This is a genomic window from Pseudoalteromonas lipolytica (genome assembly GCF_001306915.1).
Lineage (GTDB): Bacteria > Pseudomonadota > Gammaproteobacteria > Enterobacterales > Alteromonadaceae > Pseudoalteromonas > Pseudoalteromonas simplex.
Window position 1 is genome coordinate 280,905 of sequence record NZ_LJTC01000001.1, and the last position, 24,207, is coordinate 305,111.

Below are 24,207 nucleotides of genomic sequence, written 5' to 3' on the forward strand. Positions count from 1 at the left end.
GTTACGTTAATGAAAAGGTTGTTTGGTTCAATGTGTTGCTTAGCTGCATCAACTGCATTTGCGCAGGATGATGTTAAGCAGCCGCAATTGATTAAAAAGTCTACTTTTCATGCAAGCGTTACGCTAGGCTACGGTGGTATTGAGAACCCAGTACTTGATGCCGATGATGTTATTTCGCCAATTCTGCCAAGCTTGGCTTATTATGGTGATAGCTGGTATTTCGATGATTTTTCTATTGGTTACAGCTTATTTGAATCTGAGAAATTTTATATTGATTTACTGGGGCGCTTTAATGATGATGGCTTTTTCTTTGAGTTAGATGGGGTAGATAAACTCTACACGACAGGTGTAGTTCGTTCTAGTTCAGGTCGACCTACAATTCCAAGTGCTTCACCAATTAACTTAACACCGATAGAGCGCAACCTTTCTTATATGGCTGGCTTTTCATCAGCTTTAAATATTTATGACGACATTTGGTTGAGTGCGGCATACGTGCACGATATAACCAATGTTCATAATGGCTATGAAATCTTATTCAATGGCTACCAAGCATTTACATTGTTTTCCGGTATTGCTGGCATTGAGGCTGGTATAAACTACAAAAATGAAGAGTTAATTGACTATTACTACACGGTTAGCCCCACTGAGAGCAAAACTCGCTTATTAAGTTATCATTTAGAAAGTGCCACCAATTACTATTTAAAAGTAAGCTACGAGTATCCGATCAGTGATAATTTTAGTGTTGATTTCAAACTAAAGCACACTTGGCTTGATAGCAATTTAGCTAACTCACATATGATTAATAAAAATGGCTATTTCTCAGGTTTTACTGGCATTACATACCATTTTTAGGCCAACTGATTGAGATTTGAGCGCCGCCCGTTTCGAGGTTATTGGCTAAACCAATTTTACCGCCATGCCAGCTAGCAATACGATGCACGATATAAAGTCCTAATCCATAACCACTCGCCAATTTATCTCCTTCACCTTGTTTGAATGGTTCAATTAACGCATCAGCATTTATAGGCAACCCTGGTCCATCATCTGTGACGCTTATCAAGTAATTACCTGCTTTCTCTTCAGTGCTTATATAAATAGTGTGTTTTGCGTATTTTGTGGCGTTGATCAGTAAGTTTTGTACCGCGATTGCCATAAAGCTTGTTTCGCAAAAAGCAGCGTCAACCTCAAGAGTTGGAATAAATTTGAGTTCTTTGTATAAATCAAATTTAGCTATTTCCGTGTTGATCAGTTTAGATAAGTTAACTTTCTCCTGGTTAAACACACTTTGTTGATGCTCTAAACGAGCAAACGATAAATATTGTTCTAAGCGCAATTCAATCTCATCGATATCACGCTCTATTTGGCTACTTTCTAACGAATCTAGTTCTGCGATTGATAACGCAAATCGCATACGCGAGAGTGGGGTACGAATTTCATGAGAAATAATGCGGGATAAATCGCTATGAAGCTGCACAAATTTGTTGATACGCTCTGACATATCAGTAAAGGTGTTTGCAAGCGGTGCAATGGATGAATTTGGCTTTATATCGAGCTCTATTCGTTGCGGTTTTTTGCTGAAGCGGTAGGCTGCACGTTGCAATAAGCTCAAATCACGAAACACTGGGCGTATAAACAATAAAATCATCACACCAAGCAAAAAATAAAAGGCGAAAAAAGCAAACCAGTCAGTTTTTGCGTGTGAAATCAGGTTAATGGGGCCAACTTTTTGAATGCTACCATTACTGCCCTTGAGATATATAAATTGCTGATTATGCTCAGTGACACTGATAATACCGTCTTGATTAAACGTGTTGAGCAAAGAATCAGGCAATGCAATTTCACTTATGCTTAGGCTACTGATCCGCGAGTCTTTTTGCTCTGCTATTTGTGTAAGTTCAGCAACACTAATTTGTATACTCGGCACATGCTTAGAAAAAAACTCATTATAAAGCTGACCAAACGCAAGAACTAAAGCAATTAAGCTTACTGTGATAATCAGGTAAAGCTTAAAAAATTGCTGCTTCATAGTTTTGAAATATCCAAACTGTAGCCTTTGCCTCGCACCGATTTAATATCCAAAGAATTTTTATGGCTGCTTATCGTATCTTTGAGTTTTTTACGTAATCGGCTCACTTTTAAATCTATAGCGCGGTCTAGTCCGTCATACTCACGGCCAATGACATGTTTAAACAGCACTTCGCGAGAGACCGGCTGCGGCATATTCTTCGCTAGATAGGCGATAATATCAAATTCACTCTCGTTTAGGTTCAGAGCAGTATTATGAAAGTAGATATCACGCTTTTTACTGTCTATGCGTAAACAGTCGCTGTGATCTGAAAAGTTATCTTGGTTTACAGTGTGGGCGATGATTGTTTTAATTTTCGCTAATAATAGCTCAGGTTTAATGGGCTTTATTAAGTAGTCGTAAGCACCTAAGTTTAGGCCTTTAATTTGTGATTGCACTGAGTCTAAAGCTGTTAAAAAAATAACAGGACAGGTGTATTTTTCTTTTAGTTGTGAAATTAATTCAAAACCATTGCCATCAGGTAACATCACATCACAGATAATCAATGAGGGAATAAAGGTAATTTCACTACTACGGTAATCTTCAGCTGTATTAAATACATCAATGGTATAGCCGTGTTTTAATAAAAATGTTTGAATTAAATTGGCTAGTTTCACATCATCTTCAATTAAAAAAATATGCTGCATCATAAACTCCAGCCAAAGCGCCGCTTTATACGGTAATCTTTGGCTTCATAGCTAACTATTGAGAGACGCTGCTGTTTAACAACGTTGCTGCTCAAAGGGTTAATTAACTTAACGGTAAGAGGGTATTCTGTTTTGATTAAAAACTGTTTGGCTATTAATCCTGTTTGCGTGTAGCACTGAGTGTAATGAGGGCGTTGGGTTACTTCTAAACAAAGTTCTTCATAAGGAGCAACTCGAAAATGAACTTGCACATTAAACTCGCAGGCTTTTTGTTTTGCTTCTGTCACACAGACTGTTGGTGAAACTTTAAAAAAGACCTGTTCAGCTTTATCTTCAGCTTGAGAGTAGCAGCAAAAACAAAAAAGCAGAGCCGCCCAGCTTAATCGGTTTATCATTTAACCAAGTCCCTGAGCGATTGGTCGTCTAAATTTCAAAGCAATATTTACCATTAAAAACAGATGAAACCATTCAAAATCATAGTGAGTATTCATTTATTTACCGCTTATTATCATTATTATTTATGCAGTCTATATGAGTTATTTCATGATAAAAAAGCGCGCTTATCATACCTCATTTATTTCATTAGCTACAAATTGCCTTACATTAAAGCTTGTGTTTCAGAGTTTTTTGTAGTGCCTCGTTCAGATCTTTATTAGCTTGTTGTTTTAAAAGATAAAGTGAATTTATATTTGTTTTTATGTAATAATTTTTCACTATATAAATGCGCTATTAGTTTTTACTATTCACGCTTATTTGTTAATTGTTTCGTACAAATTGATACAATTTGGTGCGCGCTCTGAAAGTAATTAGTCTTTCACAAAGTTAATATAGAAAATGATACTCAACAGATTCGACCTCTGTGTGCTTTTTTTCTGATAGTATAGATAGGTTATAAGTAGTTTAAGCAGTGAACAAATATGTTAAGTCCTTATTATCAGCAGCATGCTGATTACGTTTCTATCTCACGCGAGCAAGGCTGTCGCTTTGCTAAGTTAGTGGCGGATGATTTCAATCCGTTACACGATAAAGATGCTAAAAAGTTTTGTGTGCCGGGCGATTTACTTTTTTCGCTGGTTTTAAACCGCTATGGTATTAGTGAAAAAATGGAGTTCACTTTTGCTGGTATGGTTGATGAAAATTCAAAGCTGACTTTTCCTGAAGGTGCTGATGAGTTTGCTATCACCGATGGCGAAAAAGTGATGCTAAAAGTAAAGCGTGAAGGGGCTGTTAGCCAATGTCCTGAGTTAACAAATAGCTTAATAAAAAACTATGTTGAGTTTTCTGGTACTACCTTCCCACATGTCATCATTCCATTAATGGGCAAGCAAGATGTGATGATCAACCCAGCCCGCCCAATGGTGATTTACGAATCAATGTTGATTAACCTTGACCGCCTTGATATTAGTGCACCTGAATTAGAGTTTGCTGAGCCTGATTTTGAGTTTACTGGTAAACGCGGAAAAATTACGCTTCGCTTCAACCTGTTAGAAAATGGCGAAAAAGTAGGGTCGGGTGAAAAGCACATGCTTGTATCTGGCATTCGTGATTATTGCCAAACAACGGTTGATGACCTAATTAGTTTTTATAATCATCGTAAAGAGTCACTTAAACCGGCGTAATCTTTACAATTACGACAAAGGGCGCTTATTGCGCCTTTTTTGTTGCTGATGTTCAGCGTACAATAGCGTTTTTATAGCTAAATATACTTCAGACTATGTCAGTAGCGACTTTTTCAGAGTTAAATCTTGCACCTGCATTGCTAACAGCCTTGCAAGAAGAGAATTATCACACACCCACAGCAATTCAAGCGCAAACCATCCCACTTATTTTAGCGGGTGCAGATGTAATGGGCAGCGCACAAACTGGTACGGGTAAAACTGCTGCCTTTGTTTTACCACTACTGCACAATTTGCTATCTGCTGAAGTACTCCCTGATGCCGTTAAAGTCCTAATATTAACGCCGACCCGAGAGCTCGCTCAGCAAGTATTTGCAAGTGTAGAGCGTTATGCTGCGCATACTGAAATAAAAGCAGCACTGGCTTATGGTGGTGCTAGTATTGGTCCACAAATTAAAGCCATAAAAGGGGCGCAGGTTGTAGTGGCAACACCTGGGCGTTTACTTGACCATGTGATCAAAGGCAGTATTAAACTTTCCAGCATTAACGCCTTGGTATTCGATGAAGCTGATCGCATGCTTGATATGGGCTTTATTGACGAAATTAAACGCATCTTGCGCCATGTGCCAAAAGAACGCCAAACCTTACTTTTTTCAGCCACATTTGACGACAGCATCTTTAAACTTAGTAAGCAGTTATTAAATGATCCTAAATTAGTTGAAGTGAATAAACGCAACTCAGCAGCGGTTGAAGTTGAGCAGCTAGTTTATGCGGTTGATGAAGACCGTAAACGCGAGCTGGTATCACACATGATTGGCATGAAAAATTGGCAGCAAGTACTTATATTCACTCGTACTAAACAAACCGCTGATGTGCTTGCTAAAGAAATGTGTAAAGATGGCTTAAAAACCGAATCAATTCATGGTGATAAAAGCCAAGGGGCGCGAGATAAAGCATTACAAAACTTTAAATCTGGTGTAACTCGGGTATTAGTCGCGACGGATGTGGCCGCTCGCGGCCTTGATATTGCCTCTTTAAAATATGTCATTAACTATGAGCTACCTTATGTGGCTGAAGATTATGTGCATCGAATAGGTCGTACAGGTCGTGCAGGCGAAAAAGGGTTAGCGTTGTCGCTAGTTAGCATTGATGAACAATGGTTATTAGATGAAATAGACATTTTACTGGGCACCAGACTTACTCCTCAGTGGTTACCGGGGTATGAGCCAGATTTAACGAAAGAGCCTAAAAATATAAGAAAAAACACTAATAAAGCTCGTCGCTCGCGAGATAAAAAGCGTATTTTGGGTCAAAAAAGTATGAGACACCGTAAAAAGTGACGTATATTTGTACTATCCACTGACTAAAATAAGTGTGTAGTATGTTAGAAGTTAATAAATGGTCATTTTGTCAGCCTGACAACCAGTTTTCTTTGCAAAAATGGCAAAAAACAGTCGATTTAATGACCGAGTTATTCTCAGCGCCTGCAGGCTTTATTGTTCATAAGACAGATGAAGCATACCGCATAATTGTTTCTAGCGAACAACGAGAAAACCCTTACCATGCTGGAATCGAGTTAGCCATTGACGACAATATCTTTTGCAAAAAGGTATTAAAAGATATGGCTCCTTTATACATTCCACAAGTTAGTCTAGATAATCAATGGGATGATTGTCCACTTACTGTCGATGGCGTTGAATCCTATTTAGGTGTGCCTATAACTTGGCCGAGCGGGGAACCGTTTGGTACTTTTTGTGTAATGGATTTTAAGAAAACTGATTATCAGCATAGTCTTTTAGAACTCATCGAACAGCTTAGGGATATGGTGGAAGATGATTTAGCTCTACTTGATAATTTCACCCAAATGCGTGAAATTGCGATGCTAGACCCCCTCACAAATATTTATAATCGCCGCGCACTCAATTTACTTTGTCAACATAAATTAAATCTTGCCACCCGGTTGGGCTTTAATATCTGTTGTTTGTTTATCGATATAGATAACTTTAAACCACTCAATGATAAGCATGGTCACGAAGTAGGAGATAAAGCACTGATATGTCTGGCTGATACATTGAAGCAATATCTACGAGAGGCTGATATTATTGGCCGCTTAGGAGGAGATGAATTTATTGCGGTTCTGCAAGTGAAAAGTAACGACTGTATCGAAGCGATTAGCTACAAACTTAATGAAGCGTTTAAAGAAAACCTTAAACATATGGCAATACCTGAACTTAATTTGAGTATAGGCTCAGGTATTGTAGCTCAACCTAAAGAAACATTTGCTGAGCTATTAAAGCGGGCTGATGAAGATATGTATGAGAAAAAGCAAGCCTCTAAACTTGCCCGCTAAGCTATTTGCTTTTCAGCTAGGTTTAATTCCATGGTTGCTTTAAGTAAACGGTAAAGGTTAATTGACGCATCAATTTCTTCTTTACGGTTAGTTAAGCTCTCAATATTTAAACCTAGCGGTACATCTAAATGCGCACAGCTTTGTAAAATTAAATCGAGATTCTCACGGCAGATACGCACTGATTCACTCAATGTATTTGCAGAATCTAACATGCGGTACTTAGTTGCTTCTGGTACTGAAATACCTAGCCACTCCATAAACTCTAAGGTTTTTTCACCACCACAAGGGGTAAACGTTAGAATAATGCGTTTTGGTGTTGTGCCTTGTGCTTTACAGCTACGCGCATAGCTGGTGATCAAATCAATCGTTGCTTGGGCATTGTAAACGGCTTGTGAGATGAAAAACTTACAACCTTGTGCTGTTTTTTCAACTAAACGCTCATGTTCATTGCGTTTGCTAGCATGACGCTCGGCAATAGTAACGCCACCTAAAAACACATCACTGCTTTGCTTTGCAAGCGTTTTATATGCATCAGGAAGGCTTAGTTTGATATCGCCATGAGATGATGGACTACCCACTAACACTAAGTTTTTTAATTCGAAGTCGTTACGTGTTTCGTTTAGCCATTCGGTAAATTCAGCTTCACCTCGTTGCGCTACGCTTTTGTATGTGATCACATCTAGTTGTGACAAGCTGCGCAGTAATTGACTGTATTCACGTGGATCCACTGTTTCTTTAAATGGGAAAGGACGCGGCTTCGCAATGCGGCTACTTTCATCTTGAATGTCGTAAATAATCACGCCATCGTATTCAATTTCGTGTAAACGACCAAGTAGCTTTTGGGCAATGGTTTCAAGCTGTGCTTTATCAGTCCCTGACTTTGGAGGTGTGGTACCGATCAGGTAGACGCCTTGGTTGGTGTCTTCAATTTTCTCTTGTAATGATAAAGCCATAATCCTCATTCCAGCTCGTGCTAATGTTTATGATAAGTAATATATCAGCCATTTAGACGTCTAGATAGATTTTTTTCTTGAAAGTTTTTCAATGACTATGAATTTTACTCAAGTTTAAAGCTGAGCGTTTCGCAAAATTGACACACCTGTTTACATAAATTATTGCGCTGACCCTCATATTTTCTGGCGCTTTGATGCATAATCAAGCAGCAATGATTATGAGAAAAATAACTAACAAGGGAACATTATGAAATTTAGATTATTAGCAACCAGTGTTGCTGTAACACTGGCGCTGAGTGGCTGCGCAAGTAACTCACAGTCAACTATGGTTAAAGAAGTCGAAATTGAGCAGCGAGTCAGCCAAGGTGATAACCGTGTATTTAGCCAAGATTACCTATTAGAAGAGCTTGAAAACGGCCTTCGCGTGATGGTCGTTAAAACGGATTACCCAGATGTTGTGTCACTGCAAATTCCGGTATCGGTTGGTTCACGTAATGAAGTTGAAGCAGGTAAAACCGGTTTTGCACATTTCTTTGAGCATATGATGTTTAAAGGTTCTGAAAAATTCCCGCAAGATGTGTATTCAGATATTCTAAAAAACTCAGGTGTTGATAATCGCGCATACACAACCAACGATTACACGAACTATCACTTAAACTTCTCAAAAGAGCACTTAGATAAAGTACTTGAAATCGAAGCTGATATTTTCCAAAACCTGACATACAGCGAAGAGCAGTTCCGCACCGAAGCGCTGACTGTAAAAGGTGAGTATTTAAAGAATAATGCTAGCCCAATTCGTAAGTTACTTTCTGCAGTTCGTAACGAAGCATTCGAAAAGCATACGTATAAGCACACTACAATGGGCTTTTTCGAAGACATTGAAGCTATGCCTGATCAAATGGCGTACGGTAAAGAGTTTTTCGCTAAATTTTATAAACCAGAATATGTATCTTTAGTCATTGTTGGTGATGTTGATCCACAAGAAACCATGGCGATGGTGAAAAAGCATTGGGGTAACTGGAAAAAAGGCGATTACCAAGCAGACATTCCTGTTGAGCCAAAGCAAAAAACAGCAAAATATGTACATGAGAAAAATGATGGTTTACCAGGCCACTGGTTGCTTGTGTCATACAAAGGCACGGCATGGGATCCAACTCAAAAAGACCGTGCCGCTCTTGATTTGATCTCACAGCTGTATTTCTCTAATAATTCGGCACTTTATCAAGAACTTGTTGTTGATAAACAAATTGCCAGCCAAATGTTTACCTATAACCCAGATACTAAAGATCCAGGTTTATTACATGTTTTTGTAAAAGTAGAGAACGAAGCGGACCTTGCTAAAGCCCGTGATGCGATTAACCGTACTTATGCACAAGCACGTACTGAGCTTGTTGATGCACAAAAGTTAGCTGATTTAAAATCAAACCTAAAATATAGCTTTATTAATGGTCTTGATTCATCGCAGTCAATCGCTTCAACACTTGCAAGCTACATGCACTTTGAACGTGACCCTGAAGTGATTAACCAACTTTATGCCACGGCTGATAGCATCACGCCAGAAGATATCAAAGCGGTAGCAAACAAGTACTTTGTTGATTCAAGCCGTACCACGGTGACAATGTCGGCGCTTGATAAAGTAGCGGGTTTTGAGCAAGAGGTTGACCTAAATGCGGCAGTTGCCAGTATTGAGCAAGCCCCAACAGAGCGTCACTTTAAAGTACTTGATAAAACAAATAGCTCACCATTGGTTGATGTGAACTGGTTATTCAATACCGGTGCAGCGGCTGATCCCCAAGGCAAAAAAGGCTTAGCGGCATTAACAGCTGCAATGCTAGCGCAAGGTGGCTCAGAAACGATGAGCTACAAAGATATTCAAAAAGCGCTATATCCACTAGCGGGAAGCTTTGGCTATCAAATCGATAAAGAGATGATTTCTTTACGTGGTCGTGTACATAAAGATAATGCTGCGCAGTGGTATGCACTTGTTAGCGACCAGATGTTAAACCCAGGCTTTAGAGAAGATGATTTTAAACGCCTGAAAAAAGAGCTTATTGATAGCATTAAAGCAGGCCTTAAAGCATCTAATGACGAAGAGCTAGGTAAAGAAGTGCTTTATCATCAGCTTTATAAAGGCCATCCGTATGAAAGCTATAACTATGGTGATTTATCAGATCTTGAAGCACTGACACTTGACGATGTAAAAGCGTTTTATGCTAACCAGTTTACTCAATCTAAATTAACAGTGGGTCTAATTGGTGCGATTCCGAGTGATGTTAAATCGACTATGCTAAAAGATTTAACATCGCTTCCGCAAGGTAAAGAAAGCCGCTTAACGATCCCTGATGCGCCAGAACTTAAAGGTCATCATGCAACGATTGTTGAAAAATCAGCGCAATCTACCGCTGTGTCATTTGGTTTCCCAATCGATACAATTCGTAGTAGCGATGACTGGACAGCGCTTTGGTTAGTGCGTTCTTACTTTGGCGAACACCGCAGCTCAAACAGCTTCTTGTATCAGCGTATTCGTCAAACCCGTGGTATGAACTATGGTGACTATGCATACATTGAGTACTTCCCACGCGGTATGTTCCAAACTAAACCTGATGCTAACTTAGGTCGTTCAGAGCAAATTTTCCAAGTGTGGTTACGTCCGCTTCGTTCTAATAACGATGCGCACTTTGCAACGCGTACGGCATTATTTGAGCTTGATAAGCTGATTAAAAATGGCATCAGCAAAGAAGATTTTGAAGCGACTCGTAACTTCTTAATTAACTTTGTGCCACAAATGGTTGCAAGCCAAGATCGCCAATTAGGCTATGCGCTTGATAGTGAGTTCTATAACACTGAGAGCTTTGTTGACTATGTGCGCGGCAAGCTTGAAAAGCTAACCCTTGATGATGTTAACCGTGTTATTCGCGATAACCTGCAAACAGAGAATATCCACTATGTGTTTATTACTGGTGATGGCAAAGACATGCAAAAACGCTTAGCTTCAGAGCAAACATCACCAATGGTGTATAACGCTGAAAAACCAGCAGAACTTGTTGCTGAAGATAAAGTCATTGCAGACTATAAGCTCGCAATACCAGCAAAAAATATTAAAGTACTTGATGTCAAAAAAGTATTTCAGTAATAACTGGATAAACAAGCTCTAATCAATGCCCCTAATTAGGGGCATTTTTCTAGGTTTAATGGCTCGATGTTATCAGCAACCACAAGTTGATTTCGGCCAGCTTCTTTTGCTTGATAAAGCGCGCTATCAGCCATTTCAATGAGTAATATGGCATCACTATCGCTACTAGGGTAAATAGTAGCTAAACCAATACTAACAGTTAATGGATGACCTGTAAGTTCAGCTAATTGTAATTTACTGATCATATCTATTAAGCGTGTTACTAGACTTTGTGCTTGCTTACTTTGTGTATTGCCAAGCACCAGTACAAACTCTTCACCACCGTATCTGGCGCACAAGTCGCCGGGCCTGCGAGTAAATTCAGGCAGTAGTTTTGCAACTTCTTTTAGACAGCTATCACCAACTAAGTGACCAAATTTATCATTTAGCGTTTTAAAATTATCAAGGTCAATCATAGCTAACGAAACAGGTAAATTTAATCTCGAGCAACGACTCCATTCTTGTAAAATAAAACTATCAAAAAATCGTCTATTAGCTATTTGTGTTAGGCCATCAATTCTAGCAAGTTGTTGGACTTGTTGTTCAGCAAGCTTTCTTTCGGTGATATTTAAGTGACTTATAACGATAAAACGCTGATTATCATAAAAAAGAGAAGCTGCTCGCATTAAAAACCAGCGCTTTTCCATGTCGCTATGGCATGGATATTCAAGATAGAACTCTTCGCACTGATGGTTAATTACTTGTTTTATTCCATTAAACGCTTTTGCTCCAAACTCATCGTTTTGGCAAGCCGCTGACCTACAAATTGCGAGGTAATTTTGTTGTTGCCATTGCTCATTGCACGCACAGTTATTTTGTTCGCCAAATGTTTGCCAGCTGCGATTTACAAATTTGATATCGCCTTCGGCGTTGATGACAACAATATGCTCAGGGAGAGTATCGAGTATTAACCTTAAAAATTCCTTTGACTCAAGCACACCAATTCCTGCTTTACACTTTTCTAAAGAGTAGCAATAAATTATTAGATTGCATGGTTAAAAGTAAAAAAGAGTGTGATTGAATAAATTTTACAGATGATAACTTACGAAGATTTATATGTAGTTTAATTTATTCATGCTCATCAGTAAGTAAGTTAAGTATAACTTCAGTCATTATTTTTGAAATTGAATCAATACGTTCGGGCATAGCTTGTGCAGTGATTGAGTAACCTTCTACAAATGGGATAAATATAGATACAGCTCTAGAAACGTTTGAGTCTGAGTGAGAAATAGGTCGCAATTTATCAGCTAAGATCAATGCCATTTCTTCGTAGTAAAATTTTATATGTTGATTGATAACTTCATTTCGTGTCGATATAGCCCAATACTCCCTAAATATCCTGCACATTTGGGTTAATTTCAAACCATGACTTAGAAAGCTCTCTAGCAGCGAATGGAGCTCATTGCTTGGGTTCTCTAGGTTGCTTATTGGATCCATTTTTCTCATATCGTCAAGACATGATTTGAAATAGCGATCTGCCATCGCCTTTAAAAGCTCATCTTTATTTTTGAAATAATATTGAACATTGCTCAAAGTCATACCAGCTTCGTTGGCAACTTTTCTCATTGTCACGCCATAATCACCTTCGTGTCTAAGAATATGCAAAGCCGTATCTATTATTAAATCTGTTTTGGCATTTTTCTTCATTAAAATCTCAAAGTATTTCTGCTTAGTAATCAAACCTTATCATTTTACGAGTACTCAACAGTTAAATTCAATGTTGACATTATAGGTCATCCGACCTAAATTTTAAATAGGTCGCTTGACCTAATGTTTTTTATTGTTGAGGAATAGGCATGATAAATAGTAAACGCACACCACAAAGTAGCTTTGATAATATTAAAGATTATCCTTTTGAAGCTAATTACTTTAGTGATTTGAAGGGATATGAAGGCTTGAGGGCTCACTACCTTGATGAAGGTAATCCTGACTCTGAAGAAGTTTTTTTATGTCTGCATGGTGAGCCTGCTTGGAGTTACCTTTACAGAAAAATGATCCCTGAATTTGTTAATGTCGGAGGCAGGGTGATAGCCCCAGATCTTTTTGGCTTTGGTAAGTCAGATAAACCAATTGATGAGAAAGTTTATACGTTTGAGTTTCATCGTAACTACTTAATCGAACTTATTAAGAGGTTAGATTTAAATAATATTACTTTGGTTTGCCAAGATTGGGGAGGGCTTTTGGGTCTTACATTGCCTCAAGATATGCCAGAGCGTTTTAAAAGATTAATCATCATGAATACAGGGTTGCTGGTTGAGCCTGTGAGCAGTCCTGAATTCTTAAAATGGCATGACGATATCGTTCTGCCAAATGAATTAAATCTCGCTAGTTTTTTCAATAAGTATGCGCCAACAATTGACAGCGATGAAGCGAGTGCATATGCATCTCCATATCCAGATGCAAGTTATCAAGCTGGCGTCAAAAAGTTCCCTAAAATTGTTGCTGCGCCAGATCCTCAGTGCGTAAAAATTTCAACTCGAGCATTTCAATTTTGGAAAAGTGAGTGGCAAGGCGAATCATTCATGGCAATAGGTATGAAAGACAAAATGTTAGGACCTACAGTTATGAATTTTATGCAAAGCGTAATCAAAAATTGCCCTGAACCTCTAGAAATAAATAATGCAGGGCATTTTGTGCAGGAATTTGGAGACACCGTTGCTGTTGCAGCACTTAAACATTTTAAATTAATAAAGTAAGGATCTTTATGAAAATCTTACACTTAGTATTTCACCCCGATCTCAACGCATCACGAGTCAATAATACTTGGAAGAAGCAATTAGAGCAGTCAGGTAAAGTAGCAACAAGTAGAGATATGTATTTGGAATATCCTGACTTTAAAATCGATATCGAAAAAGAACAAGCGTTGTTGTTGTCTCATGACAGAATCGTGATTCAATTTCCTATCTATTGGTGGTCAATGACTCCTCTTCTTAAGAAGTGGCTTGATGATGTTTTACAATATCAATTTGCATACGGAAGCAAAGGAGACAAGCTTAAAGGCAAAGACTTACAAATAATTTGCTCTGCTGGAGGACAAGCAAAAAATTACAATGGCTTTCATATGTTCGCTACTGTACCTGAGGTTTTAAAACCATTTCAGCTTACAGCCAACTTAGCCAAAATGAATTATTCTCAGCCATTGTACATGTTTAATGCAGATGCTTGTGGTGAAGACGAGGTTGTTAAGTATGGGCAAAAATGGGTAGAGGTCATTGATGACCCTCGGCGCGCCGATGGGCTTGAATACGCAAACGCAAAAATACATGAAGAACTAATAGATGTATATGCGCAACTAGGCCTTTAAAATCTTAAAGAAGTAGGGGAGTGGTTAGTTGAAAACGCTAGATTTTTTATCTGAACATATCGGTATTTCTTTCCAGCAAAGTGATAGCTATGGCGATTGGCTAGGTTTTGAAATTGATTCAGTCAAAAAGGAAGAAAATAAAGTTATTACATCATTATTAATTAGACGTGATCATGTCTCACCAACAGGGGCTGTTCATGGTGGTGTTGTCTCTGGGTTTCTCGATTCAAGCTTAGGCTGTGCGATGGTAACGATTATGGATAAAGGCCAAATGTGCAGTACTGTTGAGCTTAACGTAAAGTTTTTTAAACCACTTTCTCCAGGAGATAAAATTATTGCCGAGTCAGAAGTGATCCATAAGGGAAGAACCTTATGTACGGTTATTGCGAATGTTTATAAATCTGATGCGCCTGATATACCTGTTGCGTTAGCTACTGCAACCTTTAATCGCTATCAATTAAAGCAGTAACATAAATACAGCCCAGCCGTGATGTAGCTGGGCTCTATATTGACCTATTATCAACTAAAGTAGTAAGCTAACTTTAACAGCTAGCGCAAAGAGTATGGTTGTTATTACAAAGCCGATAAGTGTAGTGTGGCCGCGTTGTTCTTTGGTCATCTTTCACTCCTAAAAAATAACTAATACTGTTGCCATACCAAGGGCAAAACTGACAAACGAAGAAGCTGCTACGATTGCTGCGAGATTTTGCTTACTCACTGCATGTGTTGTGCTTTGTTCTGGTGCTTCGTCATCGAGCTTAATAAGCTCACCTTGGCGCACTTCAAATACTGCGCATAGGCTCATGGTGGTTTCTTTTGATGCCGCACCTTCTTTTTCAACTCGTTGAATGGTACGTAGGCTTACATCACAGGCATCGGCCAATTGCTGCTGCGTCCAATCGAATTTAAGTCTAAGTGCTTTTATTGTATTAGGGTTCAGCTGCATTACTTACTTCCCAAGAAATGGTTCAATAAAAGTAACAACTGCATAACCCGATATTGCGCCACCAATAAAACAGCCTAAGGTAACCAAAGCTACTTGTTTTGGATTATCAGTAAGTGAGGTTTGTGTGCTCTGTTTAACTAATTTGTCAGCTTTATAAAACGAACATTCAAGCTTGCCTGTGAGTATATTTTGCATCTCGAATTTGACTGCATAAGTATTACCTTGGTAGCTAAAGTCATGATGACTTTTAAAACCGAAGCTGCGTTTTTCACTAACCAATTCGTCGTTTACATATATTTTTTCTTTACCACTCATAATGTGACCAAAGCATGCGATTTGGTTGTCACCATCTTGAAAGTAAAATTTATAACCTAGTTTATGTGAGTTTAGTACGTCGTTTTTCATCATCGTTTCCTTGTTAAGTTGATGATGTAAATTTAATGATTATTTTTGTTTTTTACGCCGTCAGCGATATGTCAGTGCCTATTTTGGCATATGACAGATAAGATGTCATATCTGTTTTGTTATTGAAAAATAAGCATTTTAGCTGGGTTTTTCTTGCGGCGTATGAGTTTGCTACTGTCATATGTGGTTGGCTAAAAAGCACAGCAAAAAGAGTAAAAATAGGTGTTGTTACTCTGGTTATTAGATATAACCAGAACAAATAAACAACGGGTTAGTACATCTTGCTACAAATCCGTTAAACTTAAGGCTTAGCAGTTAGGTACAACCAGAAAGGCAATATTATGCGTCATGAAATTTGGCAAAAGCTTCGAGAAGAAGCAAACGAAGTCGTTTCCCGTGAACCGCTTTTAGCAAGTCACGTTTATTCGTGTGTGTTAAATCATGAATGCCTAGGTTCGGCGCTCAGCTTTATTGTCGCTAATAAGCTTGCTGATGCAGTAGTATCGGCGTTTACTATCCGCGAATTATTTGACCAAGCCTTTGTTAAATGTGATCTAATGCTGACGCATGTGGCTCATGACATAAAAGCAGTTAAAGATCGTGACCCTGCGGCCGATAGTTACTTAACTGTAATTCTGAATCTTAAAGGCTTCCATGCAATACAAGCACACCGACTCGCAAATTGTTTATGGCAACAAAACCGCAAAGAGCTTGCTCGCTTCATTCAGAGCAGAACCTCAGAAGTATTTGGCGTTGACATCCATCCTGCTTGTAAAGTTGGTCATGGTATTATGTTTGACCATGCAACTGGGATTGTAATTGGTGAAACAGCAGTTATTGAAGATAACGTCTCTATTTTACAGTCTGTAACCTTAGGTGGTACAGGTAATGAGCAAGGTGACCGCCATCCGAAAATTCGCGCAGGTGTATTGATTGGTGCGGGTGCTAAAGTACTGGGTAACATCGAAGTAGGAGAGGGGGCACGTATTGGTGCAAACTCTGTCGTGTTAAGTGCGGTTCCAGCGCACACAACTGTGGTTGGTGTGCCAGCTAAAGTGGTTGGCAAACCGAGCTGTCCCTGTCCTGCCGAAAGCATGAACCAAAACTTTTTAGATGATGGCGCGACTACCGCTAGTAATGCCTCCCACACCAGTGCTATGTTGTAGTTTTACACTATAAAAGAGCAATGGAATTGTCTAAATTATCCTTCGGATTAACTGTAACAGCGTCATTTATTTGTGGCGCTGTCGCTATGTCACTTTTTCAATCAGACCCACAACAGCCACACACTTATCAGCAACAATTTGTTGAAGAACACATAGCTCAAGCACCAGAGCAGCAAGCCACTGCTATAGCGCCTGTTATTAATAAACAAGTCGCTGAAGTTAATTCAGATAGTTCGGCAGCTGTTAGCAAAACTGAGCTTGAGCAGCAAGTTGCAGAGTTAAAGTTACAAGTCGAAAACCAACAAGCGGTGATTGCCAGTTACCGTTCAAGTGCGATACCTCCACAGCAAATCGACTCACACCTAGATGAACTTTATACCTTGTTAGAAGAGCAATCTCGGGATGAGGCTTGGGCCTACCAAGTTGAAACAGCCATGAGCGATTTTTTAATCATGGCAGATTTATCAGTGCAACCACAGCTGAGTGTCTCAACATGCAAAAGCTCTGTGTGTCAGTTTAAGCTATTGCAACCTGAGGGGAGTGATGATTTGCCAAGCCATTATTGGCGTAACATGACCGATAAGATGATGGAACAAAGCTGGTGGAAGCAATTTAAATTTACCTCCACCACCTCAAGTGACGATAGTCTAACCATTATTGCAAGCACGGAGTAATTTTATACAACTTTTGATTGCAGTTGACCATCAGCAAGCTCGGTAGTTATAAGCTCACCAGAGCTTACATCGTTAACTGATTTTACAACGCCACCGTGCTGATTTTTAGTAATGCTGTAACCACGCGCTAACACACTAAGCGGACTCACAGAATCTAAACGGTTCGCTTGTAAAGAAAGCTGGTTTCGAGAACTTGAAAGTTGCTGTTGCATCGCCTGTGTAAGCCTTGCATGTAATTGCGCCAGTTGATGCTCGCTTTTCGCTAACTGCTTTTCGGGTGAGCGTTGCATTAAGCGTGGTGTTAAGTTAGCAAGTACTCGCTCATATCGCTGGATTTTACTACTCATCGCGCCATGTAAGGCCAAACTAAGCTCATCTAACTTTTGCGCTTGTTGATTGAGTTGATTACGCGGATGGCATAGCTGCAAGCGATGCTCAAATTGAGTGGCAGTACTGCGTTTTACAGCTAAAGCGTGTTTAAAGGCATGATTTAAGTGCCTAACTAACTGCGTAACTTTGTTATATAGCTCTTCGGTATTTGGACTAACTAGCTCTGCGGCTGCAGAAGGGGTTGCGGCGCGAATATCGGCAACATAATCACTAATTGTGGTATCGACCTCGTGACCAACGGCGCTAACAATAGGTAAGCGACTTTCAAAAATAGCGCGAGCTAATTGCTCATGGTTAAAACACCACAAATCTTCGAGTGAGCCACCACCGCGACCTAATATAAGCACATCTACTTCGTTGCGTTGATTGGCGATGTTTATTTTTTCTATTAATTGACTGTGTGCATCTGCACCTTGCACCATCGCTGGGTAAATCACGACTTCAAGCTGCGGAGCACGGCGTTTAAGTACCGTTAGAATATCGCGTATAGCCGCACCTGTGGCTGAGGTGATCACCCCAACGCGATTAATATTGGTTGGTAATGGTTTTTTGTGGGCTGAGCTAAATAGGCCTTCGGCAGCTAAACGCATTTTAAGCGCATCGAATTCTTGTTTTAATAAGCCTTCGCCAGCAGGAGCCATATGCTCAACAATCAGCTGATAATCACCACGAGGTTCATATAAAGATACGCGGGCACGCACGGTTACTTGTGCACCATTGCTCGGGAGAAAAGTTTGGCCGCGATTATTGCCGCGCCACATTGCTGCTTTTACCTGTGCTCGGTCGTCTTTTAACGTAAAGTACCAGTGTCCAGATGCAGGGGCTATAAAGTTAGAAATTTCACCATTTAAGATAAGCGATGAAAAGCCTTGTTCAAGAACATGGCGAATTTCCTTATTTAGGCGCGAGACCGTGTAAACAGGCTGTGTTGATTGCGTAAAAGCCATTAAAAACCCCAGTAAAAAATTCTCTGCGTACTTTAACACAAATAAATGAATAATTTTATTTACTCATGCTCATAACGCTGATAAAATTTGGCCGCAATTCCTTATACTCAGATCCACATGTGAGAAGTTGCACTATGCTAAGAATCGCTAAAGAAGCTCTTACCTTTGACGACGTACTTTTAGTACCAGGTCATTCTACTGTTTTGCCACACACGGCAAATATTTCAACTCGCTTAACGCGTGGTATCAATCTTAACTTGCCGCTAGTTTCAGCATCTATGGATACTGTAACAGAAGCACGCTTAGCGATTGCTCTAGCGCAAGAGGGCGGTTTAGGTTTCATCCACAAAAACATGACAATCGAAGAGCAAGCTAAAAACGTTCGTAAAGTTAAAACTTACGAAGCGGGCATTGTTTCTTTCCCTGTTACTGTGACTGCGGATCTTACAATTGCTGATGCTATCGCGCTTTCAGAAGACAAAGGTTTTTCAGGTTTCCCTGTAACCGACGCTGACAATAACCTTGTTGGTATTGTGACAAGCCGTGATATGCGTTTTGAAACGAAACTTGAGCAACCTGTTTCTACAGTAATGACGAAAAAAGAATCGTTAGTGACTGTTAAAGAAGGTGCAGACCGTGATGAAATCTTAGGTCTAATGCACGAGCACCGTATCGAAAAAATTCTCGTAGTTGATGATGCATTTAAACTAAAAGGCATGATCACTGTAAAAGACTATCAAAAAGCACAAGATAAGCCGCATGCATGTAAAGACGAGCAAGGTCGTTTACGTGTAGGTGCAGCTGTTGGTGTTGGCGCAGGTACTGATGAGCGTATCGCAGCCCTAGTTGAAGCAGGTGTTGACGTATTACTTATCGATACATCACATGGCCACTCACAAGGTGTTATCGACCGTGTTGCACAAACACGTCAAGCATACCCAGATCTACAAATCGTAGCAGGTAACGTTGCAACAGCTGAAGGCGCGATTGCCCTTGCTGATGCGGGTGTTGATGCTGTTAAAGTTGGTATCGGCCCTGGTTCTATCTGTACTACTCGTATCGTAACAGGTTGTGGTGTTCCACAAATTACTGCTATTTCTGACGCAGTTGAGGGCTTAAAAGGCCGTGATATTCCTGTTATTGCTGACGGTGGTATTCGTTTCTCTGGTGACATCGTAAAAGCACTTGTTGCCGGTGCATCATGTGTAATGGTGGGTTCAATGTTAGCCGGTACTGAAGAAGCACCGGGTGAAGTTGAGCTATACCAAGGTCGTTACTACAAATCATACCGTGGTATGGGTAGCCTTGGTGCGATGGACCAAAAAGAAGGTTCATCAGACCGTTACTTCCAAAAATCGAACGAAGCAGACAAACTTGTTCCTGAAGGTATCGAAGGCCGTGTTGCTTATAAAGGTCCTATCGCGACAATCATTCACCAACAGGTGGGTGGTCTACGCAGTGCAATGGGCTTAACAGGCTGTGCAACAATTGAAGAGTTAAATACTAAACCTCAATTTGTTCGCGTAACTTCAGCGGGTATGGGTGAGTCACACGTTCACGACGTGCAAATCACTAAAGAAGCGCCAAACTACCGCTTAGGTTAATTACCTTAAGGTATTGAAATTACATGGGCTAGCATTTGCTAGCCCTAATTTATTGATCATCTCCCTTTGGGAGAGCAGTTCCTGACTAACGAGATACTCCATGAGCAAAGACATTCACGATTCACGAATTCTCATTTTAGATTTTGGTTCGCAATACACACAGTTAATCGCACGTCGTATACGTGAGATTGGTGTTTACTGTGAGCTATGGGCATGGGATGTAACTGAAGAGCAAATCCGCGAATTTAATCCACAAGGTATTATTTTGTCGGGTGGCCCTGAGTCTACAACACTTGAAAACAGCCCACGTGCTCCTGAGTATGTATTTAACGCAGGCGTTCCAGTACTTGGTATTTGTTACGGCATGCAAACAATGGCAACGCAACTAGGTGGTAGCGTTCACAGCTCTGATAAGAAAGAGTTTGGTTATGCGCAAGTTGAAAAAGTAGGTAACTGTGCGTTATTCGATGCTATCGAAGACCACATTACTGACGGCGGTGCAGGCGTACTTGACGTTTGGATGAGCCATGGCGATAAAGTGATGGAAGTGCCAGAGACTTTCAAAACAACGGCTAAAACTTCAACATGTCCACATGCTGCAATGTCATGGGAAGAAAAACGTTTTTACGGCGTACAGTTCCACCCAGAAGTAACTCATACTCACCAAGGTTTACGTTTACTTGAGCGCTTCGCGATTGATATCTGTGGCTGTGAAAAGCTATGGACACCAGCAAAAATCATCGACGATGCGATTGAGCGTATCAAGGAAACTGTAGGTGATGACGAAGTTATCTTAGGCTTATCAGGTGGTGTTGATTCATCTGTTGTTGCCATGCTTATTCACCGTGCAATCGGCGACAAGCTAACGTGTGTATTCGTTGATAACGGTCTTCTTCGTTTAAACGAAGGTCAGCAAGTTATGGATATGTTCGGCAACAAGTTTGGCCTAAACATTGTTAAAGTAGATGCTGAAGATCAATTCTTAGCAGACTTAGCAGGTAAGTCAGACCCAGAAGATAAGCGTAAAGCGATTGGTCATACCTTCATTAAAGTATTCGATGAGCAAGCTAAAAAGCTGAAAAGCGCTAAATGGTTAGGTCAAGGTACTATCTACCCAGACGTAATCGAATCTGCTGCATCAGCAACAGGTAAAGCACACGTAATCAAGTCTCACCACAACGTAGGTGGTTTACCAGACGATATGGAAATGGGTCTTGTTGAGCCTTTACGTGAGCTATTCAAAGATGAAGTACGCAAAATTGGTCTTGAGCTTGGCCTACCATACGACATGCTTTACCGTCACCCATTCCCGGGTCCTGGTTTAGGTGTTCGTGTACTTGGTGAAATCAAGAAAGAGTACTGTGACTTACTACGTCGCGCAGATGCTATCTTCATTGAAGAGCTACACAAAGCTGAGCTTTACCACAAAGTAAGTCAAGCCTTCACGGTATTCTTACCAGTTAAATCGGTAGGTGTAATGGGTGATGCGCGCAAATACGACTGGGTTGTATCACTACGTTGTGTAGAAACAATCGACTTTATGACGGCACGTTGGTCACACTTACCTTATGAGTTCTTAGGTGTGGTTTCTAACCGTATCATCAACGAAATCGATGGTATCTCACGTGTTGTTTACGATATTTCAGGTAAGCCACCGGCAACAATCGAGTGGGAATAATCCACTGTAAGCTAGTCACTTGTACTGAATATTTATAAAGACACAAAAGCCCGCTTTTTTGAAGCGGGCTTTTGTTATTTAGACGGTTAGCATTTGGTGTGAGTTAAGTCTAGTCCTTGCATATAGAGTTGACTGAGTTGATCTGCGGATATACTTGGTGCATCTGTGGTTGAATGAGATGATTGTTGAAAGATATGCTGAGCTATTAGTCTACCAATGTTTTGGGCGCTGGAGGTTTTATGAATACGAGTTTCATATAGCTTTTTCAAAATAACATTGAGGCTACATCCTGTCTTAAATAATTGAGCTAGGTGCCAAACATCTTCAAGCGCTTGGCTAGCACCTTGCCCCGATGTGGGTAAGGAAGCATGTGCAGCATCTCCAATAATAATGAGATTCTCCTTGTGCCAATAGGAGAGTGGGTCAATATCATGTACAAATATGCGTTTTAAACTGCGTGGGTTATAGTTATTAAGTACCTGCTGAACTGTTTTAGGCCAATCCTGAAAACGCTCATGCATCTCTTCAAACCACTGCTTTATTGGTCTTGTATTATCAAGGTCACTAGGCCATGCCGCAGCCCAGTAACAACATTGATTTGCAACGGGTACTATACCAAAACGCTCATTATTATCTCTAAAATCATGAATTGTCTGCTCAAAAGGATTCAGATCAATTTCACAGGTGCCTATTATATTTATGAAGCCGTGGTATTTAGTTGGTATAGGTACTTTATACATATACTCTCGTGCTTTCGAATTCATTCGTCCATCGCAGCCCACCACAAGATCAAACTTATCTTTTAATTGCGCAATGTCTTGAGTATTGATGGTTTGATTGAAGTGAATAGTGGCATCCAGTTTCTCTAGTCGCTCAGCGAGTATCTTTATTAAGTCACGACGTAATATGCTAATAGTTGGAAAGCCACACAGAGAGTTTAGTGTTTGAATGTTAAACTCACCCCGTTGAGTGCCTTGTTTATCGTACTGCCGCATAGCAACTGGCAGACCACCATATTGGGTGAAATCATCTAATAGACCCAACTGTTTAAGCACAAAGGTCGCATTAGGCCATAACGTAACACCGGCACCGATTGTAGAAAAGCTATTGTTTCTTTCGAATAATGTGACCTTGATGCCTTGTTTTCTTGCAAATATCGCTAAAGCAAGGCCTGCAACTCCCGCACCTATAATGGCTATATGTTTAACTGAACTCATTTAAATATCCTAGTTGCTAAGAAAAAAATGATTGTTACTGATCTACTAAATAGGATAAATATGGTAATTTTGGTTTGTAAATCCCATTTGATGAGATAGTTTTGATAAGCAATATTGAATTACAGTGGCTTCTAAGCTTCCAAAAAGTATATGAACAATTAAGTATTAAGCGGGCCGCTGAGCTCAGCCAAATTCCAAAATCAAATGTGAGTCGTCATGTTGCACTTTTAGAACAAGCGTTGAATGTAAGATTATTGGAACGTACGACACGAAAAATGGTTGCAACAGAAGCGGGGGAACTTCTTTACCAGAACTTAACTCCGTTGCTTGTTGCGATGGGGGATGTTTTACAAGAAAGCTATCAAAGTAATGATTTAGTTTCCGGCCACTTAAAAGTCATTACGCCTGATTTGCCGTTTTTGGCGGACGCTATAGCTGAGTTTTGTCATAAATACCCTAACATTCAGTTAAGTTGTGATACTCAGCTTAATCCCGAAGAGGGGCTATTAGAAGGATTTGATATAGTAATACGTTTTGGGCGAGGCCCAGTGGAGGATTCTGGATGGGTTGCAAAAGAGCTCGTTCGTTGGCCAAGTTGTGTCGTAGCTTCTCCTAGTTTACTAGATAAACATCCTAAACCAAATTCAATGACTGAACTCGTTAAGCTTCCCTGTATTACAAGCCTATCAGTTCTACAAGGCATGCCATGGAAATTCAAACGAGCTGGCACGGTTAACGTTTCATCTCGTTATAAAGTAAATAGTGGACATATGGCAAAGTCAGCTGCCCTTAAAGGGTTAGGTTTTGCGATACTCCCTTATGACGCGTGCAGACAAGAGTTAGAGGAAGGACTGTTAATAAAAATAGATTCCCTAGCTGATGAGCCTGAAGATTTAGTTTTGTACGCTTTTTATTCTGGGCGTCGATATCCGTTCAAAAAAGTAAAAGCATTTCTTGAGTACCTGCAACTTGTGATTCAGCAACACTATCTTTCAGATGAGTGAAGCTATTTAAATTATTATAACTGTGTTTGGCTCTTTTAATTATCCGCAGATAACTTGGGTATGTTTAAA

General features: G+C 40.0%; 23 protein-coding genes. 13 read left to right on the forward strand and 10 right to left on the reverse strand.

All coding sequences use genetic code 11. The annotated features are described in order from the left end of the window. Positions 1-9 precede the first annotated feature (9 nt). Positions 10-852: a MipA/OmpV family protein gene (locus AOG27_RS01290; RefSeq protein WP_054551206.1), complete on the forward strand. Its 843-nt coding sequence runs from the start codon at positions 10-12 to the stop codon at positions 850-852. Here AOG27_RS01290 and AOG27_RS01295 read toward each other — a convergent pair. Genes AOG27_RS01295 through AOG27_RS01305 form a run of 3 tightly spaced genes read right to left on the reverse strand, consistent with a single transcriptional unit; the run spans position 836 to position 3,107 of the window. Then, positions 836-2,026: an ATP-binding protein gene (locus tag AOG27_RS01295; RefSeq protein ID WP_054551207.1), complete on the reverse strand. Its 1,191-nt coding sequence runs from the start codon at positions 2,024-2,026 to the stop codon at positions 836-838. The two genes, AOG27_RS01290 and AOG27_RS01295, sit on opposite strands and share 17 nt — an antisense overlap. Then, entirely contained in the window at positions 2,023-2,715 is a 693-nt protein-coding gene (locus AOG27_RS01300; protein ID WP_082389161.1) for a response regulator transcription factor, read from the reverse strand. Before AOG27_RS01300 ends, AOG27_RS01295 begins: the two co-directional genes overlap by 4 nt. Further along, on the reverse strand, positions 2,712-3,107 hold the full coding sequence (locus AOG27_RS01305) for a DUF3019 domain-containing protein (protein WP_054551209.1): 396 nt from the start codon (positions 3,105-3,107) through the stop codon (positions 2,712-2,714). Before AOG27_RS01305 ends, AOG27_RS01300 begins: the two co-directional genes overlap by 4 nt. 522 nt (positions 3,108-3,629) lie before the next feature. Here AOG27_RS01305 and AOG27_RS01310 point away from each other — a divergent pair. The 3 genes from AOG27_RS01310 (at position 3,630) to AOG27_RS01320 (ending at position 6,678) form a co-directional block, all read left to right on the forward strand. Then, the gene (locus tag AOG27_RS01310) at positions 3,630-4,331 is read left to right on the forward strand and encodes a DUF3581 domain-containing protein (protein ID WP_054551210.1); all 702 of its coding nucleotides are present in this window, start codon (positions 3,630-3,632) and stop codon (positions 4,329-4,331) included. A gap of 95 nt (positions 4,332-4,426) precedes the next feature. After that, a complete protein-coding gene (locus AOG27_RS01315; protein ID WP_054551211.1) occupies positions 4,427-5,668 on the forward strand; it encodes a DEAD/DEAH box helicase in 1,242 nt (413 codons plus the stop codon). 41 nt (positions 5,669-5,709) lie between these two features. After that, on the forward strand, positions 5,710-6,678 hold the full coding sequence (locus tag AOG27_RS01320; RefSeq protein WP_054551212.1) for a sensor domain-containing diguanylate cyclase: 969 nt from the start codon (positions 5,710-5,712) through the stop codon (positions 6,676-6,678). Here the strand turns inward: AOG27_RS01320 and AOG27_RS01325 are convergent. Next, the gene (locus AOG27_RS01325) at positions 6,675-7,631 is read right to left on the reverse strand and encodes a methylenetetrahydrofolate reductase (protein ID WP_054551213.1); all 957 of its coding nucleotides are present in this window, start codon (positions 7,629-7,631) and stop codon (positions 6,675-6,677) included. The genes AOG27_RS01320 and AOG27_RS01325 overlap by 4 nt on opposite strands. 247 nt (positions 7,632-7,878) lie before the next feature. Here AOG27_RS01325 and AOG27_RS01330 point away from each other — a divergent pair, with 247 nt between their 5' ends. Further along, positions 7,879-10,764: a M16 family metallopeptidase gene (locus AOG27_RS01330; protein ID WP_054551214.1), complete on the forward strand. Its 2,886-nt coding sequence runs from the start codon at positions 7,879-7,881 to the stop codon at positions 10,762-10,764. 35 nt (positions 10,765-10,799) lie between these two features. Here the strand turns inward: AOG27_RS01330 and AOG27_RS01335 are convergent, their stop codons facing one another. After that, entirely contained in the window at positions 10,800-11,741 is a 942-nt protein-coding gene (locus AOG27_RS01335; RefSeq protein ID WP_054551215.1) for a sensor domain-containing diguanylate cyclase, read from the reverse strand. 130 nt (positions 11,742-11,871) lie between these two features. Then, positions 11,872-12,450, reverse strand: a complete 579-nt coding sequence (locus AOG27_RS01340; protein ID WP_054551216.1) for a TetR/AcrR family transcriptional regulator — start codon at positions 12,448-12,450, stop codon at positions 11,872-11,874. A gap of 149 nt (positions 12,451-12,599) precedes the next feature. On the opposite strand from AOG27_RS01340, the gene AOG27_RS01345 reads away from it, so the two are divergent. From AOG27_RS01345 to AOG27_RS01355, 3 genes are read left to right on the forward strand one after another with little or no spacing between them, the layout of a single operon-like run. Beyond that, positions 12,600-13,499, forward strand: coding sequence for a haloalkane dehalogenase (locus AOG27_RS01345; RefSeq protein ID WP_054551217.1), 900 nt, complete (start codon positions 12,600-12,602; stop codon positions 13,497-13,499). Between the two features lie 8 nt (positions 13,500-13,507). Beyond that, positions 13,508-14,107, forward strand: a complete 600-nt coding sequence (locus tag AOG27_RS01350) for an NAD(P)H-dependent oxidoreductase (RefSeq protein ID WP_054551218.1) — start codon at positions 13,508-13,510, stop codon at positions 14,105-14,107. A 28-nt stretch (positions 14,108-14,135) separates the two neighbouring features. Continuing rightward, complete coding sequence (locus AOG27_RS01355; protein WP_054551219.1) at positions 14,136-14,576, forward strand: PaaI family thioesterase; 441 nt, start codon at positions 14,136-14,138, stop codon at positions 14,574-14,576. 159 nt (positions 14,577-14,735) lie between these two features. Here the strand turns inward: AOG27_RS01355 and AOG27_RS01360 are convergent, their stop codons facing one another. After that, positions 14,736-15,053: a helix-turn-helix transcriptional regulator gene (locus tag AOG27_RS01360; RefSeq protein WP_054551220.1), complete on the reverse strand. Its 318-nt coding sequence runs from the start codon at positions 15,051-15,053 to the stop codon at positions 14,736-14,738. A 3-nt stretch (positions 15,054-15,056) separates the two neighbouring features. Beyond that, positions 15,057-15,458: a hypothetical protein gene (locus tag AOG27_RS01365; protein WP_200909082.1), complete on the reverse strand. Its 402-nt coding sequence runs from the start codon at positions 15,456-15,458 to the stop codon at positions 15,057-15,059. Positions 15,459-15,799: 341 nt separating this feature from the next. Here AOG27_RS01365 and cysE point away from each other — a divergent pair, with 341 nt between their 5' ends. Next, positions 15,800-16,624 carry a serine O-acetyltransferase gene (cysE, locus tag AOG27_RS01370; RefSeq protein WP_054551222.1) on the forward strand — a complete coding sequence of 275 codons (825 nt, stop codon included), beginning with the start codon at positions 15,800-15,802 and terminating at the stop codon, positions 16,622-16,624. A gap of 86 nt (positions 16,625-16,710) precedes the next feature. Beyond that, positions 16,711-17,298, forward strand: a complete 588-nt coding sequence (locus tag AOG27_RS01375) for a hypothetical protein (protein ID WP_054551223.1) — start codon at positions 16,711-16,713, stop codon at positions 17,296-17,298. A 2-nt stretch (positions 17,299-17,300) separates the two neighbouring features. On the opposite strand, the gene xseA is transcribed toward AOG27_RS01375, so the two are convergent. Next, positions 17,301-18,635 (reverse strand): exodeoxyribonuclease VII large subunit, encoded by a 1,335-nt coding sequence (gene xseA / locus AOG27_RS01380; protein WP_054551224.1) that lies wholly within the window; start codon positions 18,633-18,635, stop codon positions 17,301-17,303. Between the two features lie 134 nt (positions 18,636-18,769). Here xseA and guaB point away from each other — a divergent pair, with 134 nt between their 5' ends. Next, positions 18,770-20,239: an IMP dehydrogenase gene (gene guaB, locus AOG27_RS01385; protein ID WP_054551225.1), complete on the forward strand. Its 1,470-nt coding sequence runs from the start codon at positions 18,770-18,772 to the stop codon at positions 20,237-20,239. Between the two features lie 100 nt (positions 20,240-20,339). After that, the gene (gene guaA, locus AOG27_RS01390) at positions 20,340-21,917 is read left to right on the forward strand and encodes a glutamine-hydrolyzing GMP synthase (protein ID WP_054551226.1); all 1,578 of its coding nucleotides are present in this window, start codon (positions 20,340-20,342) and stop codon (positions 21,915-21,917) included. Between the two features lie 86 nt (positions 21,918-22,003). Here guaA and AOG27_RS01395 read toward each other — a convergent pair whose 3' ends face one another. Next, positions 22,004-23,134, reverse strand: a complete 1,131-nt coding sequence (locus tag AOG27_RS01395; RefSeq protein WP_054551227.1) for an FAD-dependent oxidoreductase — start codon at positions 23,132-23,134, stop codon at positions 22,004-22,006. Positions 23,135-23,235: 101 nt separating this feature from the next. Here AOG27_RS01395 and AOG27_RS01400 point away from each other — a divergent pair, with 101 nt between their 5' ends. Beyond that, positions 23,236-24,138, forward strand: a complete 903-nt coding sequence (locus AOG27_RS01400) for a LysR family transcriptional regulator (RefSeq protein ID WP_054551228.1) — start codon at positions 23,236-23,238, stop codon at positions 24,136-24,138. Positions 24,139-24,207: the final 69 nt, after the last annotated feature.

Coding starts and splice junctions, on each gene's coding strand:
- AOG27_RS01290 (WP_054551206.1), top strand. CDS start 10: ATGAAAAGGTTGTTTGGTTCAATGTGTTGCTTAGCTGCATCAACTGCA.
- AOG27_RS01295 (WP_054551207.1), bottom strand. CDS start 2,026: ATGAAGCAGCAATTTTTTAAGCTTTACCTGATTATCACAGTAAGCTTA.
- AOG27_RS01300 (WP_082389161.1), bottom strand. CDS start 2,715: ATGATGCAGCATATTTTTTTAATTGAAGATGATGTGAAACTAGCCAAT.
- AOG27_RS01305 (WP_054551209.1), bottom strand. CDS start 3,107: ATGATAAACCGATTAAGCTGGGCGGCTCTGCTTTTTTGTTTTTGCTGC.
- AOG27_RS01310 (WP_054551210.1), top strand. CDS start 3,630: ATGTTAAGTCCTTATTATCAGCAGCATGCTGATTACGTTTCTATCTCA.
- AOG27_RS01315 (WP_054551211.1), top strand. CDS start 4,427: ATGTCAGTAGCGACTTTTTCAGAGTTAAATCTTGCACCTGCATTGCTA.
- AOG27_RS01320 (WP_054551212.1), top strand. CDS start 5,710: ATGTTAGAAGTTAATAAATGGTCATTTTGTCAGCCTGACAACCAGTTT.
- AOG27_RS01325 (WP_054551213.1), bottom strand. CDS start 7,631: ATGGCTTTATCATTACAAGAGAAAATTGAAGACACCAACCAAGGCGTC.
- AOG27_RS01330 (WP_054551214.1), top strand. CDS start 7,879: ATGAAATTTAGATTATTAGCAACCAGTGTTGCTGTAACACTGGCGCTG.
- AOG27_RS01340 (WP_054551216.1), bottom strand. CDS start 12,450: ATGAAGAAAAATGCCAAAACAGATTTAATAATAGATACGGCTTTGCAT.
- AOG27_RS01345 (WP_054551217.1), top strand. CDS start 12,600: ATGATAAATAGTAAACGCACACCACAAAGTAGCTTTGATAATATTAAA.
- AOG27_RS01350 (WP_054551218.1), top strand. CDS start 13,508: ATGAAAATCTTACACTTAGTATTTCACCCCGATCTCAACGCATCACGA.
- AOG27_RS01360 (WP_054551220.1), bottom strand. CDS start 15,053: ATGCAGCTGAACCCTAATACAATAAAAGCACTTAGACTTAAATTCGAT.
- AOG27_RS01365 (WP_200909082.1), bottom strand. CDS start 15,458: ATGAAAAACGACGTACTAAACTCACATAAACTAGGTTATAAATTTTAC.
- cysE (WP_054551222.1), top strand. CDS start 15,800: ATGCGTCATGAAATTTGGCAAAAGCTTCGAGAAGAAGCAAACGAAGTC.
- AOG27_RS01375 (WP_054551223.1), top strand. CDS start 16,711: ATGTCACTTTTTCAATCAGACCCACAACAGCCACACACTTATCAGCAA.
- xseA (WP_054551224.1), bottom strand. CDS start 18,635: ATGGCTTTTACGCAATCAACACAGCCTGTTTACACGGTCTCGCGCCTA.
- guaB (WP_054551225.1), top strand. CDS start 18,770: ATGCTAAGAATCGCTAAAGAAGCTCTTACCTTTGACGACGTACTTTTA.
- guaA (WP_054551226.1), top strand. CDS start 20,340: ATGAGCAAAGACATTCACGATTCACGAATTCTCATTTTAGATTTTGGT.
- AOG27_RS01395 (WP_054551227.1), bottom strand. CDS start 23,134: ATGAGTTCAGTTAAACATATAGCCATTATAGGTGCGGGAGTTGCAGGC.